Here is a 17,055-nt window from a genome sequence, read left to right as displayed (position 1 = left end):
TCCGGCTCAGGACAGCCACCGCTTCCACACGGCAGGGTGGCTGTCCACCCACTTCTTCGCCGCCTCCTGGGGCGAGAGCTTCTGGTCGGCGATCATCAGGGAGACCTCGTTCTGGTCCTCGGTCGTCCACTGGAACTTCTTCAGGAGGGCCGCCGCCTTGCCGCCGGACTTGGCGAAGCCGGCGTTGAGGTACTTCTGCAGCGGGGTGTGCGGGTAGGCGCAGGCGACCTCGGCCGCGTCCGCGTCGCAGCCCTCCTTGTACGGCGGCAGCTTCACCTCCGTCATGGGGACCTTCCGGAACAGCCACTGGGGTGAGTACCAGTAGGTCAGGAAGGGCTTCTTCTCCTTGGCGAACTGCTTCATCTGGGTGATCTGAGCCGCCTCGGAACCGGCGAAGACGACCTGGTAGTTGAGCTTGAGGTTCTTCACCAGCGCCTTGTCGTTGGTGACGTAGGACGGGGAGCCGTCCATCAGCTGGCCCTTGCCGCCGCTCTCCGCGGTGCGGAAGAGCGAGGCGTACTTGTCGAGGTTCTTCCAGTTGGTGATGTCGGGGTGCTGCTTGGCGAGGTAGGTCGGGACGAACCAGCCGATGTGCCCGGTCACCCCGAGGTCGCCGGCGTGCGCGATCGTCCTCTTGTCCTCGACGTACCGCTTCTCCTGTTCGGGGTGGCCCCAGTCCTCCAGGATCGCGTCGACCCGGCCCTGGCTGAGCGCGTCCCAGGCGGGCACCTCGTCCACCTGGACGGTGTCGACGCGGTAGCCCAGCTTGTGTTCGAGGAGGTACTGGGCGACGGCCACGTTGGACTGGGCACCCACCCAGGACTGCACGGACAGGGTCACGGACTTCGCGCCGTGCGCGTTGGCGAACGGCGAGGCCTGTTTGGTCATGTCGGCGGCACCGCAGCCGGTGAGCAGCGCGAGCGCGGACGCGCCGGCGGCCACCGTGAGGGTCGTACTGAAGCGCATGTCACGCTCCCTTCTTCGGGCGGCGTTCGGTCGGCTGGGTCACCCGGTCGAGCATCAGGCCGAGGCAGACGATGGCGGCACCGGCGACCAGGCCGGTCGCCAGGTCGCCCTGGGCGAGGCCGAAGGCCACGTTGTAGCCGAGGGCGCCGCCGCCGACCAGGCCGCCGATGATGACGACGGCGAGGACCAGGACCACGCCCTGGTTGACGGCGAGCAGCAAGGACCGCCTGGCGAGCGGGAGCTGGACCTGCCACAGCTGCTGGCGGCCGGTGGCGCCGAGCGAGCGCGCCGACTCCAGCGCGGCCGGGTCGACCTGGCGCAAGCCCTGCGCGGTGATCCGGACGACGGCCGGGAGGGCGTAGACGACGGCCGCGGCGACGGCGGGCGCGCGGCCGACCCCGAACAGGGCGACGACCGGGATCAGGTACACGAACTGCGGCATGGTCTGGAAGACGTCCAGGACCGGGCGCAGGGCCCGTTCGACACGGTCGCTGCGGGCGGCCGCGATACCGGTCGCGAAGCCGAGGACGAGGGTGACGGCAACGGCGGCCAGCACCTGGGAGAGGGTGTCGAGCGACGGCCCCCACACCCCGAGAACGCCGATCGCGGCCATGGCGAGGACGGCGGTCAGGGCGGTGCGCCAGGTGCCGATCAGCCAGGCCGTCGCGGCCACGACGAGCAGCACCGACCACCACGGCAGCCACTGCAGACCGGACCGCACGGGGTCCAGGATCCAGGTGGTGAAGTGAGCCGCCCAGTCGGCGGTGCCGCCGATCACCGGGACGCCGGAGTACAGGTGGGCGGTCATCCAGTCGACGGCGCGGTTGACCGGTTCGGCGATGTCCAGGGTCCAGGAGGCGGGCCAGTCGAGGCGGCCGAGGAGGCGGGCGGCCACGGCGACGGCCACGGTGACGGCGAGGGCGTACGGGCGGCCGATCGTCCGGGAGCCGGTGGTGCCGTCTCCGGCGGCGCCCGTGACGCGGTCCAGGACGACCGCGAGCAGCACGATCGGGATGCCCGCCGCGAGGGCCGCGCCGACGTCGACGGAGGCGAGGGCCTGGTAGACGCGGTCGCCGAGGCCGCCGGCACCGATGACGGAGGCGATGACCGCCATGGACAGCGCCATCATGATCGTCTGGTTGAGGCCGAGCAGCAGTTCCTTGCGGGCCAGCGGGATGCGGGCGGTCAGCAGCCGCTGGCGGGCGGTGGCGCCGAGCGACTCCACGGCCTCCAGGACCTCGGGGTCGGCGCCGCGCAGGCCGAGCGCCGTGAGGCGGGCCATCGGCGGGGCTGCGTAGACGACGGTGGCGAGGACGGCCGCGGGCACGCCGATGCCGAAGACCAGGACGACGGGGAGGAGGTACGCGAACGCCGGGAGCACCTGCATGGTGTCCAGCACCGGGCGCAGGGCGCGGTCCAGCCGGTCGGAGAGCCCGGCGGCGAGGCCGAGCAGCGCGCCGACGAGCACGGAGGCGATGACCGCGACCACCATGAGCGCCAGGGTCTGCATGGTCGGCACCCACATACCGAGGAACCCGCAGGTCAGGAAGGCGACCGCGGTGCCGAGCGCGAGGCGCGGGCCGCTGAGCCGCCAGGCGGCCAGGGCGCCGAAGACGGTGACGCCGGCCCAGCCGGCCGCGAGCAGCGTGAGGTACACGGCGCGTACGCAGAGCACGACCGCGTTGCTGATGTAGCCGAAGAAGTACAGGAACAGCGGGTGGCTGTCCCGGTTGCCGATGACCCAGTCACTGGCGCTCGCGAGCGGCTTGGACAGGTCGACGGTCAGTGCGTGCGGCCAGCTGCCGCTTCCCCAGCGGCTGTTGACCAGGGGGACGAGGACCGCGGCCACGACGGCCAGCGCGAGCAGCTTGTGCGTGGCGGGCCTGCGCAGGATGCCGGGGAGCCCGGGGCGGGAGGTGGACGTGGTGGTGATCGTCGCCATTACGCCGTCTCCTTGGGCCGCTCCGTTCCGGCCACGACCGCGAGCAGCTGCTCGTGGTCGACCACCCCCAGACAGCGGCCCCGGTCCACCACGCGGGCCGCGGATCCGGTGCGGGCGACCGCTTCGATGGCCTCCGAGACCGTCGCGTCCGGGGCCAGGGCGGGCCCGTCGACGGCCTCGTCGGGGGTGGCGGGACGCATGGCCGTACGGCAGGTGACGACCTGCTCGCGCGGGACGTCGCGGACGAACTCGCGGACGTAGTCGTCGGCCGGGGAGCCGACGATCTGCTCCGGGGTGCCGAGCTGGACCACGCGGCCGTCGCGCATCAGGGCGATGCGGTCGCCGAGCTTGAGGGCCTCGGAGAGGTCGTGGGTGATGAAGACCATCGTGCGGCCCTCCTCGCGGTGCAGGCGGACCACCTCGTCCTGCATGTCCCGCCGGATCAGCGGGTCGAGGGCGCTGAACGGCTCGTCGAAGAGAAGGACTTCGGGGTCGACGGCGAGGGCGCGGGCGAGCCCGACGCGCTGGCGCTGGCCACCGGAGAGCTGGCCGGGGCGGCGCTTCTCCATGCCTTCCAGCCCGACCTTGGCGACGACCTCGGCGGCACGCTCGCGTCGCTCGGACCTCGCCATGCCCTGGATCTCCAGGCCATAGGCCACGTTGTCGAGGACGGTGCGGTGCGGGAGCAGACCGAAGTGCTGGAAGACCATCGCGGCGCGGTGGCGGCGCAGCTCGCGCAGCCGGGTGCGGTCCATGGAGCGGACGTCCTCGCCGTCGATGGCGATGGTGCCCGCGGTCGGCTCGATGAGCCGGGTCAGACAGCGCACCAGGGTGGACTTGCCGGAGCCGGACAGGCCCATCACGACGAAGACCTCGCCCTTGCGCACGTCGAAGGAGACGCCCTGGACGGCGGCGGTGCAGCCGGTGCGGGAGCGCAGGTCGGCGGGGCTGAGCGCGGCGAGTTCCGGGTCGGCCGGGACGCGGTCGGCCTTCGGGCCGAACACCTTCCACAGGCCTTCGACCGAGAAGACGGGGGTCTCGGCGGGGGTGTCGGTGGGCGGTTTGCGAGTGGGCACCGTGAGAGTCATCGGGCCTCACCTCCGATCAGTTCGACGGCCTTCTCCCCGACCATGAGCACCCCGATCATCGGGTTCACGGCGGGCATGGTCGGGAAGACGGAGGCGTCGGCGATGCGGATGCCGTCGAGGCCTCGGATCTTCAGTTCGGGGTCCACCACGGCGAGTTCGTCGTCGACGGCGCCCATCTTGCAGGTGCCGGCCGGGTGGTAGACGGTGTGCGCGACCTTGCGGGCGTACTCGCTCAGCTCGGCGTCGCCCAGGATCTGCGGGCCGGGGCAGACCTCGCGCTTGAGCCAGCCGGCGAGCGGCTCGGTCCTGGCGATCTCGCGGGCGATGCGGATGCCGTCGACCAGGGTGCGGGCGTCGTAGTCGTCCTCGTCGGTGAAGTACCGGAAGTCAAGGGCGGGCTTCACGGACGGGTCGGCGCTGGTCAGGAACAGGCGGCCGCGGCTCTTGGGCTTGGGGATGTTCGGGGTCATCGAGACGCCGAACTCCGGCCGCTCGTAGCCCAGTCGCTCCGGGTTGTCCGTGAACGGGATCTGGTAGAAGTGGAACATCAGGTCCGGGCCCTGGTGCTCGGGGTCGCGGCGCACGAACAGGCCCGCGTCGGAGTCCATCGCGGAGTTCTCCGGGATCGGCCCGTGGGTCTCCCAGACGATCACCGACTCGGGGTGGTCGAGCAGGTTCTCGCCGACCCCCGGCAGGTCGTGCACGACGGGGATGCCGAGCGCCTCGAGGTCCTCGCGGGGGCCGATGCCGGAGTGCAGCAGCAGGCGCGGGGAGTCCACGGCGCCCGCGCACAGGACGACCTCGTTGCGGGCCCGGACCAGCAGCTCCTCGCCGTCCTTGGTGCGCACGTGCACGCCCTCGGCGCGGGTGCCGTCCAGCTCCAGCTTGCAGGCCCACGTCTCCAGGAAGATACGGAGGTTGGGGCGCTCGTCCATGACCGGGTGCAGGTAGGCCACCGAGGCGGAGGAGCGCTTGTTGTCCTCGGGGTGGTACGCGAGGTCGAAGAAGCCGGTGCCCTCGGTGAACGGCTTCTTGTTGAAGCCCTCGACGCGGGGGACGCCGAGCGCCGACTGGGCGGCGTCCACGAAGTCGCGGGCGATGGCGTTCCGGTCCTTCTCGTCGACCGGGACGATGTGGTTCTTCAGGCGGGCGAAGTAGGCCTCCATGGCGACGGCACCCCAGCCCTTGGCGCCGGCCGCCTCCCACTCGTCCCAGTCGGACGGGAGCGGCTTGAAGGAGATGAGGGTGTTGTGCGAGGAGCAGCCGCCGAGGACGCGGGCCCGGCTGTGCCGGATGTGGGAGTTGCCGCGGGGCTGCTCGGTGGTCGGGTAGTCGTAGTCGAGGTCACCGCCGAGCAGGCCCATCCAGCGGCGCAGGGTCAGCACGTCGTCGCGGCCGACGTCGCTGGGGCCGCCCTCGATGACGGCGACGGTGACGTCCGGGTTCTCGGTCAGGCGGGAGGCGATGACGGAACCCGCGGTGCCACCGCCGATGACGACGTAGTCGAATTCGTGGGTGTGATCGGGCATCGGGTGGTTACTCCTGGGGGGTGGGAGGACGGGCGGAGTCCGGGAGCGGGGATGTGGGGCCCCGCTCCCGGGCTCGTGCTCTGCGGGAGGTGCACCCGGCCGGGGATCGAGGAGTCGGGGGTCGAAGAGGCCGGAGACCGGGGAGCCGGGGTCAGCCGGCGAACCAGCGCACCGGCTTCGGCGCGAGGTTCTGGTAGATGTGCTTGGTCTCGCGGTACTCGGCGAGACCCGCCGGTCCCAGCTCGCGGCCCGTGCCGCTCCGGCCGAAGCCGCCCCACTCCGCCTGCGGCAGGTAGGGGTGGAAGTCGTTGATCCAGACGGTGCCGTGGCGCAGCCGGCCCGCGACCCTGCGGGCCTTGGAGGCGTCCGCGGACCACACGGCGCCGGCGAGGCCGTACTCGGTGTCGTTGGCGAGGAACACGGCCTCGTCCTCCGTGCGGAAGGTCTCCACGGTGAGGACCGGGCCGAAGACCTCCTCACGTACGACCTTCATCTCGCGGTGACAGGCGTCGAGGACGGTCGGCTCGTAGAAGTAGCCGCTCTCCGGACGCTCGGGTGACGGCTCGGGACGCCTGCCGCCGCAGCGCAGCACCGCACCCTCGGCCAGCGCGGAGGCGACGTAGGCCTCGACCTTGGCGCGCTGCTGCTCGGAGACGAGGGGGCCGCACTCGACGCCGTGCTCGGTGCCCCGGCCGAGGCGGATCTGCCGGGCCCGCTGGGCGAGTTCGGCGACGAAGCGGTCCCTCAGCGACTCCTCGACGATGAGGCGGGCGCCGGCCGAGCAGACCTGGCCGCTGTGGATGAAGGCGGCGTTGAGGGCCTGGTCGACAGCGGTGTCGAAGCCCTCGTCGGTGGCGCAGGCGTCGGCGAAGACCACGTTGGGGTTCTTGCCGCCGAGTTCGAGGGCGACCTTCTTCACGGTCGGGGCGGCCGCCTGGGCGACCTTGGTGCCGCTGGCCAGTCCGCCGGTGAAGGAGACCAGGTCGACGTCGGGGTGCTCGGCGAGCCGGGCGCCGACCGTGTGACCGGGGCCCGTGACGAGGTTGGCGACACCGGCGGGCAGACCGGCCTCGGCCAGGAGACCGACCAGCGCGATGGTCGTCATCGGGGTGATCTCGCTGGGCTTGATCACGAATGTGTTGCCCGCGGCGAGCGCCGGGGCGATCTTCCAACTGGCTTGGAGCAGCGGGTAGTTCCAGGGTGTGATCAGTGCGCAGACGCCGACCGGCTCATGGACGACGACACTGTGGATGTCGGGTGAGCCCGCGTCGACGACCCGGCCCGGGGCCTCGGCCGCGACCAGGTCGGCGAAGTAGCGGAAGGCGTCCGCGACGCAGTCGATGTCGACGCGGCCCTCCTCGGCGGTCTTGCCCGCGTCCCGGCTCTCCAGCAGGCCCAGTTCCTCGCGGTCGCGCACGAGGAGGTCGGCAACGCGGCGCAGCAGGGCGGCGCGCTCGGCGACGGGTGTGCCGGGCCAGGGGCCGTGGTCGAATGCCTGGCGCGCGGCGGTCACCGCGCGCTCCGCGTCCTTCTCGTCACCCTCCGCCACCACGGCGAACGGCCGGGCGTCCGCGGGGTCGAGGATCTCGCGCGTGGCACCCGAGACCGCCCGCAGCCACTCGCCTCCCGCGTGGATGGTCGCCTGGACCTGTCGTTCCGTTCTGTCCGCCATGATCGGTATTGCCTTCCGTTCCTGTTCCGTTCCCCTATGTCACAGACGTGTCACGGTCGGGGACCGCCACCACCTGCCCAGAGCCCTTCGCTCGCATGCGCAATCGGGGGCCGAAAGTAAGCGGCGTCACTGAAAGGACGGGGGAAATCGGAAGAAAAGGCGCAAGGCGAACCGAGTAGCGCTCCTGACCGGCTACGTGCAGGAGGTGTCCGTGGGGGCTGCTCCGGTCCGCTCGCGCGGATCGCGTACAGCGTGCCGTCGGCCGCCCGGAAGCGGTGGTCGACGACCCGGCGGGCACCCTTGTCCGGGTCGTCGTAGCGGTACGACAGCTCGGCCCAGGTGTCACCGGAGCGGCGGGCGAGAGCCCGGTAGCCGGGCTCGCGGGCGTAGCCGTAGCCCGGGTCGTTCTCGGCGAGGTCCAGGGATTCGGTCACGGTGGCCTCGGCCAGCTCGAAGATCTGCAACTGGCGGCCGTCGGACGGGGAGTCGTAGAAGACCACGGTCGCCTTCTCCCCCTGCTTCTGCCGCCGGGCCCAGCCCTCGGGGACGGAGAGGGTGTAGCCGACGGGGTCGCGGACGAGGCGGTAGCCCGCGGCGGTCGTCTCCTTCGGGACGGACGGGGTGGTGGAGACGGGTGAGGCGGTGGAGGCGGGCGCCGAGGCGGAGACGGTGACGCCGGTGGCCGGAGCGGATGCCGCCGGGGAACCGGTACCGGCGCGGTCCCGGCCGAGGTACCAGACTCCGAAGCCGGCGCCCGCGCCGACCAGGGCCATGGCGGTGACCAGGGCGATCAACCGGCCGCCGGGGACCCGCCGAGGGGCGGGGACGGGGCCGTACGACGGCGGGGGCACCGGTGCCGGTACGGACGGGCCGCCGGCGTGGGTGGGGGCGGTGGCCCAGGTCGGCGGCGGAGGTGCCGGGGGGCCCGCGGGGGCCGCGGGCGGTGGCAGCGGGCCGGTCCGCGTCTCCTCGTACGCCCAGGGCGGCGGCGTGACCGGCCCCCCGGGTGGCCCGGCCGCCCTGCCTCTCTCCTCACCCGGCTCGCGCTCGGGCCCCGGCTCGCGCCCCTTCTCGCTGTTCCACCCGCTCCAGCCGCTCATCACGAACCCCCCGAAACACCCTCCCTGTACTGCTTTCGACAGTAGCGGTGAAAACGGGCGCGGGCCCCGCTCCGGACGAAACCGGAACAGGGCCCGCGCAGGCTCGCGGCGAAACCGCCGGAGGCAGGCTCAGATGAGACCCAGGGAGCGGACCGCCTCGCGCTCCTCCTCGAGCTCCTTGACGGAGGCGTCGATGCGGGCGCGGGAGAACTCGTTGATGTCCAGGCCCTGGACGATCTCGTACGTGCCGTCCTTGGTGATGACCGGGAAGGAGGAGATCAGGCCCTCCGGGACACCGTAGGAGCCGTCCGACGGGATGCCCATCGAGGTCCAGTCGCCCTCGGCGGTGCCGTTGACCCAGGTGTACACGTGGTCGATGGCGGCGTTGGCGGCGGAGGCGGCCGACGAGGCGCCACGGGCCTCGATGATCGCGGCACCGCGCTTGGCGACGGTCGGGATGAAGTCCTCGGCCAGCCACTTCTCGTCGTTCACGACCTCGGCGGCGTTCTTGCCGGCGACCGTGGCGTGGAAGATGTCCGGGTACTGGGTGGCGGAGTGGTTGCCCCAGATGGTCAGGCGCTTGATGTCGGCGACCGTCGAGCCCGTCTTCTTCGCGAGCTGGGTCAGCGCGCGGTTGTGGTCCAGGCGGGTCATCGCGGTGAAGCGCTCGGCCGGGACGTCCGGAGCGGCGGCCTGCGCGATGAGCGCGTTGGTGTTGGCCGGGTTGCCCACGACGAGGACCTTGATGTCGTCGGCGGCGTGGTCGTTGATGGCCTTGCCCTGCGGCTTGAAGATGCCACCGTTGGCCTCGAGCAGGTCGCCGCGCTCCATGCCCTTGGTGCGGGGGCGGGCGCCGACGAGGAGGGCTACGTTGGCGCCGTCGAAGGCGACGTTCGGGTCGTCGGTGATGTCGATGCCCTGCAGGAGGGGGAACGCGCAGTCGTCCAGCTCCATGGCCGTGCCCTCGGCGGACTTGAGTGCCGGGGTGATCTCCAGGAGGCGCAGCTTGACCGGCACGTCCGCGCCGAGCAGCTGGCCGGAGGCGATGCGGAAGAGCAGGGCGTAACCGATCTGGCCGGCCGCGCCGGTGACGGTGACGTTCACGGGAGTGCGGGTCATGGCGTTCTCCGTATGACAGCTGGCGGTGGGGCTTTCGCTGCCCCGTGCGGATGATCGATCTCTTGGCATCAAGAGAGATCCAGCGGTCAGGCTATCGCGCATCCGGCATGCGAGACGTCCGGGGCCCTGTGGCTCACCCCACAAGCCGGATGTCACGGGTCACGAAGAGGCGGCCGCCCGTCCGGGAGAGAAAGGACGGGGACGGCCGCCGGTGGGGGGTACCGGCTTACCGGACTCCCGTGGGGGTACGGTTCGCGTGCCCAGGATCCGGCGGGCCATGCGTCCGTCCCCGGAAATCCGCCCGAATTGGTTCGCCCGCGCCGCCACCCCTCGCTTCCGCTCTCCGCTTGCGGTCTCCGCTTCCGCTCCCCGCTGCGGTCTGGGCGTCCGCTCTCCGCTTGCGGTCGTCGGTTCCGCTCCCCGCTGCGGTCTGGGCGTCCGCTCTCCGCTTGCGGTCGTCGGTTCCGCTCTCCGCTTGCCGCCTTGGCTTCCGGTCTCAGTTCGTGCACCCCGTCCGCCCGGAGGCGAGGGTCGCGCAGGCCTTGGCCTCGGCCGCGTCCTTCACGGCGACCATCGGCGTGTACGCGATGGTGTCCCCGGCGGTGGTGATGTCACCCGTCTGCCGGGCCTTGCCCGCGGAGAGCCGGACCTGGTCGCCCTTGGCACCGCCGGTGATCCTTCCCCAGGCCGTACCGCAGGTCTTGCTGTAGCGCACCTCCAGGGCGGCGGTGCCGACGGTGGCGGTCTTGGCGGTGGCCGCCAGGTCGCCGCTGCATCCCATGGCCTCCGCGTCCTTGCCGGTGCAGGAGGAGCCGCTGCACTTGACCCCGGCGGGCAGGCTGGGGTCGGTGCTGGCCGTCGGGGAGGGCGACTTGGCGGCGCCCTCGTTCTTGCCGCCGCCCTGGTGGGTGAAGAAGAAGACGGCTGCGACGACGACGAGGACACCGACGACACCCGTGAGGAACATCGTCAGCCGCCGCTTGTCCCCCTTGCCGGTGGCGCGGCCGGTGGGCCGCGGCGCCTGCGGCTGCCCGTCGTCCGGGTTCGGGGTGCCCGGGGTCCGGCCCGGACCGTCCGGCGGGGGCGCGGGCCGCGCACCGGTCGCGGGCCGGGCGCTCGCCGGTGAGGGGCCCTGATAGCCCGCCACTCCCCAGGAATTGGCCCCGGAGGCCGGGGCGCGGTCCGCGTTCTCCCGTCCGTCGGCGTCGGACGCCGTCGGCTGGGGCGGGATCGTCGGTGCGATGGCCGCCGGGCCGGCGACGCCCGGGGGCGCGGTGGTGCCGGCGCCTCTGTGGGCCGTCTTGGTGCCGCTCGTCGCCTCCGCCTCGGCCGCCCCGAACTCCCCCAGCGCGGCGCGTGCCTGGGATATGCGGATCTGCTCCATGGTCCGGTCGTGCCGCATCTCCGCCCGGCTCCAGGCCCGTTCGGCCAGCTCCCACATGGTGGTGAGATGGACCGGGCTGGTGCCGGTGACCTCGGCGAGCGCGACGATCGCACCCTTGGGCGCGAGCAGCCGGCCGCCCAGGTAACGCTCCCAGGACGTCCTGCTGTAGCCGGTCCGGTCGGCCAGCGCCGCGATGCTCAGGCCGCTGCGGTCCACGAGCCGCCGCAACTGGCTCGTGAACTCCTTGATCTGCGGATCCAGCTCATTCGGCAAGGTTTTCCATCGAGGCATTGCTTCCCCCCTCTTTCCCCCCGGTTGGTGCTGTCGGTCCCCCGCGCCGTTCCCGCAGGTGACTTCGCCGGTCCGGTCCGGTCCCCGGTCCGGCACCCGTTCTGGCTACCCATGGGGATGCGCTGACTAAGGATCCCAGTTCCCGGAGTGGGGGCGCACAGGAGCATCTGTCCCGTCGGTCGTGCACCCGCTTGCACGGGGTCTTCGTAACGTATCCCCGGTTCGTCGGGTATCGACATGGTCGGCACACATGTGGCAGCGCGCGGACACCGTGGCGGAACGGTCACTTCCGTGCCACAACGCGCGGACAGCCGTTGAACAGGCGGTTCATGGCACGGAAGGCTGGATCCCGACGGCGGCTCGTCCTTGCTCGGGGGAGGGGACGGGCCGCCGTTCGCGCGGGCCACCCGCCTCGCGGGGCGGCGCTACTTGGTGAGCGTGAAGTGCAGGGTGTCCTTCAGGAACGGGATCTCCAGCCACGCATGGGGCTGGGCCATCATGGCCAGCAGAACGATCGCGAGGCCCAATATCCCGTACGTGGCGATGTCCGTGAAGCGCGAGCGGACGGCGAGCATGCCGACGCTCGGCACTGTCCAGCGCAGGACCGCACCGGTCAGCAGGCCGGCTCCGACCAGCAGGCTGCCGAAGCGGAACACGTCGAGCGCGGTCAGCAGCAGGCCGAGCGCGACCGTGGACAGCACGACGAGCATGGGCCACTGCCGGGCCGGCGCCGGGGCGTCACCGGGTGCGGCGCGGCCGCCGCCCTCGGGGCGGGCGGTGTCCTTGGTGAACAGCGGGAAGCGGCGCGTGACACGCCGCGGGCGCCCCTCGGCGTCGGGGGCGCTGATCGCGTCGCGCACGGTCGGCTCCGTGCCGTGGGTGTCCTCAGCCGGCACTGCGCTCCGCCGCCTCGACCACGTTGACCAGCAGCTGCGCCCGGGTCATCGGGCCCACGCCGCCCGGGTTCGGGGAGATCCAGCCGGCCACCTCGGTCACGCCCGGGTGGACGTCACCGACGATCTTCCCCTCGGCGTTGCGGGAGACGCCGACGTCCAGGACGGCCGCGCCCGGCTTGACGTCCTCGGGGCGGATCAGGTGCGGGAAGCCGGCCGCCGCGATGATGATGTCGGCCCGCTTGAGGTGGGCGGACAGATCACGGGTGCCGGTGTGGCACTGGGTCACGGTGGCGTTCTCGCTGCGCCGGGTGAGCAGCAGCGGCATCGGACGGCCGATGGTCACGCCCCGGCCGACGACCACGACCTCGGCGCCCTTGATCTCCACGCCGTGCCGGCGCAGCAGGGTCAGGATGCCGTTGGGGGTGCAGGGCAGCGGCGCCGGCTCGTTCAGGACGAGGCGGCCGAGGTTCGTGGGGTGCAGGCCGTCCGCGTCCTTGGCCGGGTCCATCAGCTCCAGGATGCGGTTCTCGTCGATGCCCTTGGGCAGCGGCAGTTGGACGATGTAGCCGGTGCAGGCCGGGTCCTCGTTGAGCTCGCGTACGACCGCCTCGATCTCCTCCTGGGTGGCCGTGGCCGGCAGCTCCCGCTGGATGGAGGCGATGCCGACCTGCGCGCAGTCGCGGTGCTTGCCGGCGACGTACTTCTGGCTGCCGGGGTCGTCCCCGACCAGGATCGTGCCGAGGCCGGGCGTGACGCCCTTCTCCTTCAGCGCCGCCACGCGGGCGGTCAGATCGGACTTGATCGCGGCTGCGGTGGCCTTGCCATCGAGAATCTGGGCGGTCATGACACCATCCTCGCGGATGACCGGCTCCGGGTTCCAATCCGGGTACCCCCTGGGCCGACCCCCGCGTGCGGTCCGGACGCCCGTGCTTGATCGACGATGTTGCACTTGCACAACAGCTGACGAATCCGGCTGGACAAGAATCGGCCTCTCCCATGACGATGAACGGCGCAGTATCGCGGTCCGGTTGGGGGGCAAACCGCTCAGATCCTGAAGTTCCTCCGTTCCTTCCGCGTCGTCCCGCAGTGTCAACGGAGGAAACCCGCCATGAGTTTCGGCTCGCCCAACAGCCCCTATGGCCAGCCGCAGGACCCGCAGCAGGGCTACGGCTACCCGCAGCAGCCCGGTTACCCGCAGCAGCCCGGTTACCCGCAGGCGCCGCAGGGTGTCCCGCCGCAGCAGGGCTACGGCTACCCGCAGCAGCCGGGTTACCCGGGCTACCCGCAGCAGGGCGGATACGGCTACGGCGCCGAGCCGCCGTACGCGAACTGGGGACAGCGCTTCCTCGGCACCCTCGTCGACGGCCTCGTCTTCGCGGTGCCGTACATCCTGGTGATCGTCGGCCGGAACAACGCCGCTCTGTCGGCGATCGGTGGGCTCGCCATCATCGCGGTCGCGATCTGGCAGCTGATCCAGGAGGGCCGTACGGGCCAGACGATCGGCAAGAAGGCGCTGGGCATCCGCCTGGTGAAGGAGGACACCGGCCAGCCGCTCGGCGTCGGCATGGCCTTCGTCCGCCGTCTCGCCCACTTCCTGGACAGCCTCGCCTGCTACCTCGGCTGGCTGTGGCCGGCGTGGGACTCCAAGCGCCAGACGTTCGCCGACAAGGTCTGCGGCTCGATCGTGATCCGCACCCAGTGAGCTGAGCACCTGAACGACGAAGCGGCCTCCGGCCCCCTGCTGAAGGGAGCCGGAGGCCGCTTTCGGTTGCCCGCGGGCTCAGGGGCGCAACGAGCTCAGTGGAAGAAGTGGCGCGTGCCCGTGAAGTACATGGTCACGCCCGCCTTCTCGGCGGCCTCCACCACGAGCTCGTCGCGGATCGAGCCGCCCGGCTGGACGATCGCCCGGACGCCCGCGCCGATGAGGATCTCGGGGCCGTCCGGGAAGGGGAAGAAGGCGTCGGAGGCCGCGTAGGCGCCCCGGGCCCGCTCCTCACCGGCCCGCTCGACGGCCAGCTTGCAGGAGTCGACGCGGTTGACCTGGCCCATGCCGACACCGACCGAGGCGCCGTCCTTGGCGAGCAGGATCGCGTTGGACTTCACCGCCCGGCACGCCTTCCAGGCGAAGGCCAGCTCCTTCAGCTCCTCGGGGGAGAGCGCCTCGCCGGTGGCCAGCGTCCAATTGGCCGGGTCGTCACCGTCAGCCTGCAGCCGGTCGGTCTCCTGCAGCAGCACGCCGCCGTCGATCGGCTTGACCTCGACCGGGTTGGCCGGGCCGTTCGGGGCCTTCAGGACCCGGATGTTCTTCTTCTTGGTGAGGGCCTCCAGGGCCCCCTCCTCGTAGCCGGGCGCGATGATGACCTCGGTGAAGATCTCCGCGACCTGCTCGGCCATCTCCTTGCTGACCGGCCGGTTCACGGCGATGACACCGCCGTACGCGGAGACCGGGTCGCAGGCGTGCGCCTTGCGGTGCGCCTCGGCGACATCCGCGCCGACCGCGATGCCGCAGGGGTTGGCGTGCTTGATGATCGCCACGCACGGCTCGTCGTGGTCGTACGCGGCACGGCGGGCGGCGTCCGTGTCCGTGTAGTTGTTGTACGACATCTCCTTGCCGTGCAGCTGCTCGGCCTGGGCCAGGCCGGCGCCGCCGGCGTCGACGTACAGCGCGGCCGGCTGGTGCGGGTTCTCGCCGTAGCGCAGGGTGTGCGCGCGCTCCCAGGTGGCGCCGAGGAAGTCGGGGAACGGCGACTCGTCCACGGGCGCGTAGGAGGAGGCGAACCAGGAGGCGACGGCCACGTCGTAGGCGGCCGTGTGCTGGAAGGCCTCCGCGGCGAGCCGCTTGCGGGTGACGAGGTCGAAGCCGCCGGACTGCGCGGCGGCCAGCACGTCGGCGTACCGCTCGGGGCTGGTGACCACGGCGACCGAGGGGTGGTTCTTGGCGGCGGCGCGGACCATCGAGGGGCCGCCGATGTCGATCTGCTCCACGCACTCGTCGGGCGAGGCGCCGGAGGCGACGGTCTCCCGGAACGGGTAGAGGTTGACGACGACCAGGTCGAACGGCTCGACGCCCAGCTCGGCCAGCTGCTCGCGGTGGCTGTCCAGCCGCAGGTCGGCGAGGATGCCCGCGTGCACCCTCGGGTGCAGGGTCTTGACCCGGCCGTCCAGGCACTCGGGGAAGCCGGTCAGCTCCTCGACCTTGGTGACGGGGACACCGGCGGCGGCGATACGGTTGGCCGTGGAGCCGGTGGAGACGAGCTCGACACCGGCGTTGTGCAGTCCGCGCGCGAGGTCTTCGAGGCCGGTCTTGTCGTAGACGCTGACGAGCGCCCGGCGAATGGGCCGCTTGGTGCTCTCGGCGGTGGCGGTCACTGGATAACTACCTTTCGTCCCTCAATGCGGTGGCCGTTGCGGGCGAGCCGCCCCACGACCTCGACGAGCAGCCTTCGCTCGACTTCCTTGATGCGCTCGTGCAGCGCGCTCTCGTCGTCCTCGTCCCGGACCTCGACCGCGCCCTGGGCGATGATCGGGCCGGTGTCGACGCCGTCGTCGACGAAGTGGACGGTGCAGCCGGTGACCTTGGCGCCGTACGCGAGCGCGTCGCGCACGCCGTGGGCCCCGGGAAAACTGGGCAGCAGGGCAGGGTGCGTGTTGACGAACCGCCCGCCGAACCGCGCGAGGAATTCCTTGCCGACGATCTTCATGAACCCGGCGGAGACCACGAGGTCGGGCTCGTGGGCGGCCACGGCACCGGCGAGGGCCGCGTCCCACTCCTCCCGGCCGGCGAAGTCCTTCACCCGGCACACGAAGGTCGGCAGCCCGGCCCGCTCGGCGCGGGCGAGCCCCTCGATGCCGTCGCGGTCGGCCCCGACGGCGACGATCCGCGCGCCGTACGACTCGGCTCCGGTGCGCTCGATCTCGTCCAGGAGCGCCTGCAGATTGGTGCCGGATCCGGAGACCAGCACGACGAGGCGCTTGACCGCTTGGCCAGCGGGGGTGGCGGCCACGGTGGGGCCCTTTCTCGGGGAAGCGATGTGTCCAGCCGACGGTTTGTACAGTCGTACGAATGCTTCGCGCCCCGGGATACGGGGAAGTCTACGAAACGGCCGACCGTCAGCAACGATACCGGCACTCCCGAAGGCCCCCCCGGGACGGGGGCGTGGCCGGAAGGTAGCGTTCGGGAGGGCTCGAGTAGGAGCTGCCTCGGGAACGCGGTCGTCGTGCGGTCCGTTCAAGGGGTGGAAGCCCACGTCGCACAGCCGTATTCACCAAGGGGAAGACGCTCTTTTGATGCCCGACCGCAGCCTGCGACTCCTCACGTTCCCGCCGCGTCCGGCCGAGGGAGGCGAGCGTGGCGCCGTGCTGCTGCGGGAGCGGCCGGCCTCGCCGCCTCAGGCACCCCAGGGCGGTCGGGACGGCGACGGACGCGGCGGTGAGCAGCAGGACGACAATCCGTTCGCGCCGCCGCCCGAGGGCACCCCGGACCGGCCGTGGCAGCCCCGTCACCCCGAGGGGTCCTCGGGCTCCGGTTCCTCAGGCGGCTCTCCCCGGGGCAGCCAGTGGAGCGACCGCCAGCCCGGCCGCTCCCCCGGCGGCTTCGGCGAGCGGCCCGGCGGCGACCCCGAGGGCCCGGGCGGCCCGACCGGCCCCAACCTGCGCTGGGACCCGACGGACCCGGCCCAGCGCCGCGCGCGCTACGCCCTGCTGTCCGGCATGTGGGCCGTCTTCTTCGCCCTGTTCAGCTGGCCCTACGTGGCCCTCCTGCTGGGCTCCCTGGCCCTGTACTGGGGCATCAGTGCCCTGCGCGCCAAGCCCCGCACCCCCGAGCCGGAGACCCCGCCCTCCACCCCGGGCGCCCGCCCGCAGACCACGGCGGCGATCAGCGGCCTGGTCACGGCCTCCCTGGCGCTGGCCCTGGTGGGCACGACCTTCGCGGTGCAAGTGGTCTACCGCGACTACTACACGTGCGTCAGCGACGCCCTGACCCACGAGGCCAAGCAGTCCTGCGACCAGCTCCTGCCGAAGGAGCTGCGGGGGGTGCTGGGGGTCGGGAACAGCTGACGGGTGACGG

At 71.9% G+C, this 17,055-nt stretch carries 14 protein-coding genes; 2 read left to right on the top strand and 12 right to left on the bottom strand.

The window, feature by feature from the left end; genetic code table 11:
* Positions 1-6: 6 nt before the first annotated feature.
* From ACFZDC_RS11035 to ACFZDC_RS10990, 10 genes are all read right to left on the bottom strand, one after another.
* Positions 7-966, bottom strand: coding sequence for a glycine betaine ABC transporter substrate-binding protein (locus ACFZDC_RS11035; protein ID WP_391322406.1), 960 nt, complete (start codon positions 964-966; stop codon positions 7-9).
* A 1-nt stretch (position 967) separates the two neighbouring features.
* The gene (locus tag ACFZDC_RS11030; protein ID WP_391322404.1) at positions 968-2,908 is read right to left on the bottom strand and encodes an ABC transporter permease subunit; all 1,941 of its coding nucleotides are present in this window, start codon (positions 2,906-2,908) and stop codon (positions 968-970) included.
* The gene (locus ACFZDC_RS11025; RefSeq protein WP_391322402.1) at positions 2,908-3,996 is read right to left on the bottom strand and encodes a betaine/proline/choline family ABC transporter ATP-binding protein; all 1,089 of its coding nucleotides are present in this window, start codon (positions 3,994-3,996) and stop codon (positions 2,908-2,910) included. Before ACFZDC_RS11025 ends, ACFZDC_RS11030 begins: the two co-directional genes overlap by 1 nt.
* Positions 3,993-5,525 carry a GMC oxidoreductase gene (locus ACFZDC_RS11020; RefSeq protein WP_391322400.1) on the bottom strand — a complete coding sequence of 511 codons (1,533 nt, stop codon included), beginning with the start codon at positions 5,523-5,525 and terminating at the stop codon, positions 3,993-3,995. Before ACFZDC_RS11020 ends, ACFZDC_RS11025 begins: the two co-directional genes overlap by 4 nt.
* A 151-nt stretch (positions 5,526-5,676) precedes the next feature.
* A complete protein-coding gene (locus ACFZDC_RS11015; RefSeq protein WP_391322398.1) occupies positions 5,677-7,197 on the bottom strand; it encodes an aldehyde dehydrogenase family protein in 1,521 nt (506 codons plus the stop codon).
* Positions 7,198-7,247: 50 nt separating this feature from the next.
* Positions 7,248-8,297, bottom strand: coding sequence for a hypothetical protein (locus ACFZDC_RS11010; RefSeq protein WP_391322396.1), 1,050 nt, complete (start codon positions 8,295-8,297; stop codon positions 7,248-7,250).
* A gap of 129 nt (positions 8,298-8,426) precedes the next feature.
* Positions 8,427-9,416 carry a malate dehydrogenase gene (locus tag ACFZDC_RS11005; RefSeq protein WP_391322394.1) on the bottom strand — a complete coding sequence of 330 codons (990 nt, stop codon included), beginning with the start codon at positions 9,414-9,416 and terminating at the stop codon, positions 8,427-8,429.
* Positions 9,417-9,912: 496 nt separating this feature from the next.
* On the bottom strand, positions 9,913-11,073 hold the full coding sequence (locus ACFZDC_RS11000) for a helix-turn-helix domain-containing protein (protein ID WP_391322392.1): 1,161 nt from the start codon (positions 11,071-11,073) through the stop codon (positions 9,913-9,915).
* A 443-nt stretch (positions 11,074-11,516) separates the two neighbouring features.
* Positions 11,517-11,987, bottom strand: a complete 471-nt coding sequence (locus tag ACFZDC_RS10995) for a DUF3017 domain-containing protein (protein ID WP_391322390.1) — start codon at positions 11,985-11,987, stop codon at positions 11,517-11,519.
* Positions 11,977-12,831, bottom strand: coding sequence for a bifunctional methylenetetrahydrofolate dehydrogenase/methenyltetrahydrofolate cyclohydrolase (locus ACFZDC_RS10990; RefSeq protein ID WP_391322388.1), 855 nt, complete (start codon positions 12,829-12,831; stop codon positions 11,977-11,979). The genes ACFZDC_RS10995 and ACFZDC_RS10990 overlap by 11 nt, the downstream gene beginning before the upstream one ends.
* 264 nt (positions 12,832-13,095) lie before the next feature.
* Here ACFZDC_RS10990 and ACFZDC_RS10985 point away from each other — a divergent pair, with 264 nt between their 5' ends.
* On the top strand, positions 13,096-13,689 hold the full coding sequence (locus tag ACFZDC_RS10985; RefSeq protein ID WP_391322386.1) for an RDD family protein: 594 nt from the start codon (positions 13,096-13,098) through the stop codon (positions 13,687-13,689).
* A 95-nt stretch (positions 13,690-13,784) separates the two neighbouring features.
* Here ACFZDC_RS10985 and purH read toward each other — a convergent pair whose 3' ends face one another.
* Together purH and purN are read right to left on the bottom strand one after the other, a co-directional pair.
* Positions 13,785-15,356, bottom strand: a complete 1,572-nt coding sequence (purH, locus tag ACFZDC_RS10980; protein ID WP_391322385.1) for a bifunctional phosphoribosylaminoimidazolecarboxamide formyltransferase/IMP cyclohydrolase — start codon at positions 15,354-15,356, stop codon at positions 13,785-13,787.
* Positions 15,353-15,991, bottom strand: coding sequence for a phosphoribosylglycinamide formyltransferase (purN, locus tag ACFZDC_RS10975; RefSeq protein ID WP_391322383.1), 639 nt, complete (start codon positions 15,989-15,991; stop codon positions 15,353-15,355). The genes purH and purN overlap by 4 nt, the downstream gene beginning before the upstream one ends.
* A gap of 283 nt (positions 15,992-16,274) precedes the next feature.
* Here purN and ACFZDC_RS10970 point away from each other — a divergent pair, with 283 nt between their 5' ends.
* Positions 16,275-17,045, top strand: a complete 771-nt coding sequence (locus ACFZDC_RS10970) for a hypothetical protein (protein WP_391322382.1) — start codon at positions 16,275-16,277, stop codon at positions 17,043-17,045.
* Positions 17,046-17,055: the final 10 nt, after the last annotated feature.

This window comes from Streptomyces sp. NPDC007905 (assembly GCF_042959345.1).
GTDB lineage: Bacteria > Actinomycetota > Actinomycetes > Streptomycetales > Streptomycetaceae > Streptomyces.
The sequence above is the reverse complement of the archived record's forward strand: the minus strand, read 5'-3'. Positions and strand labels throughout refer to the sequence as shown.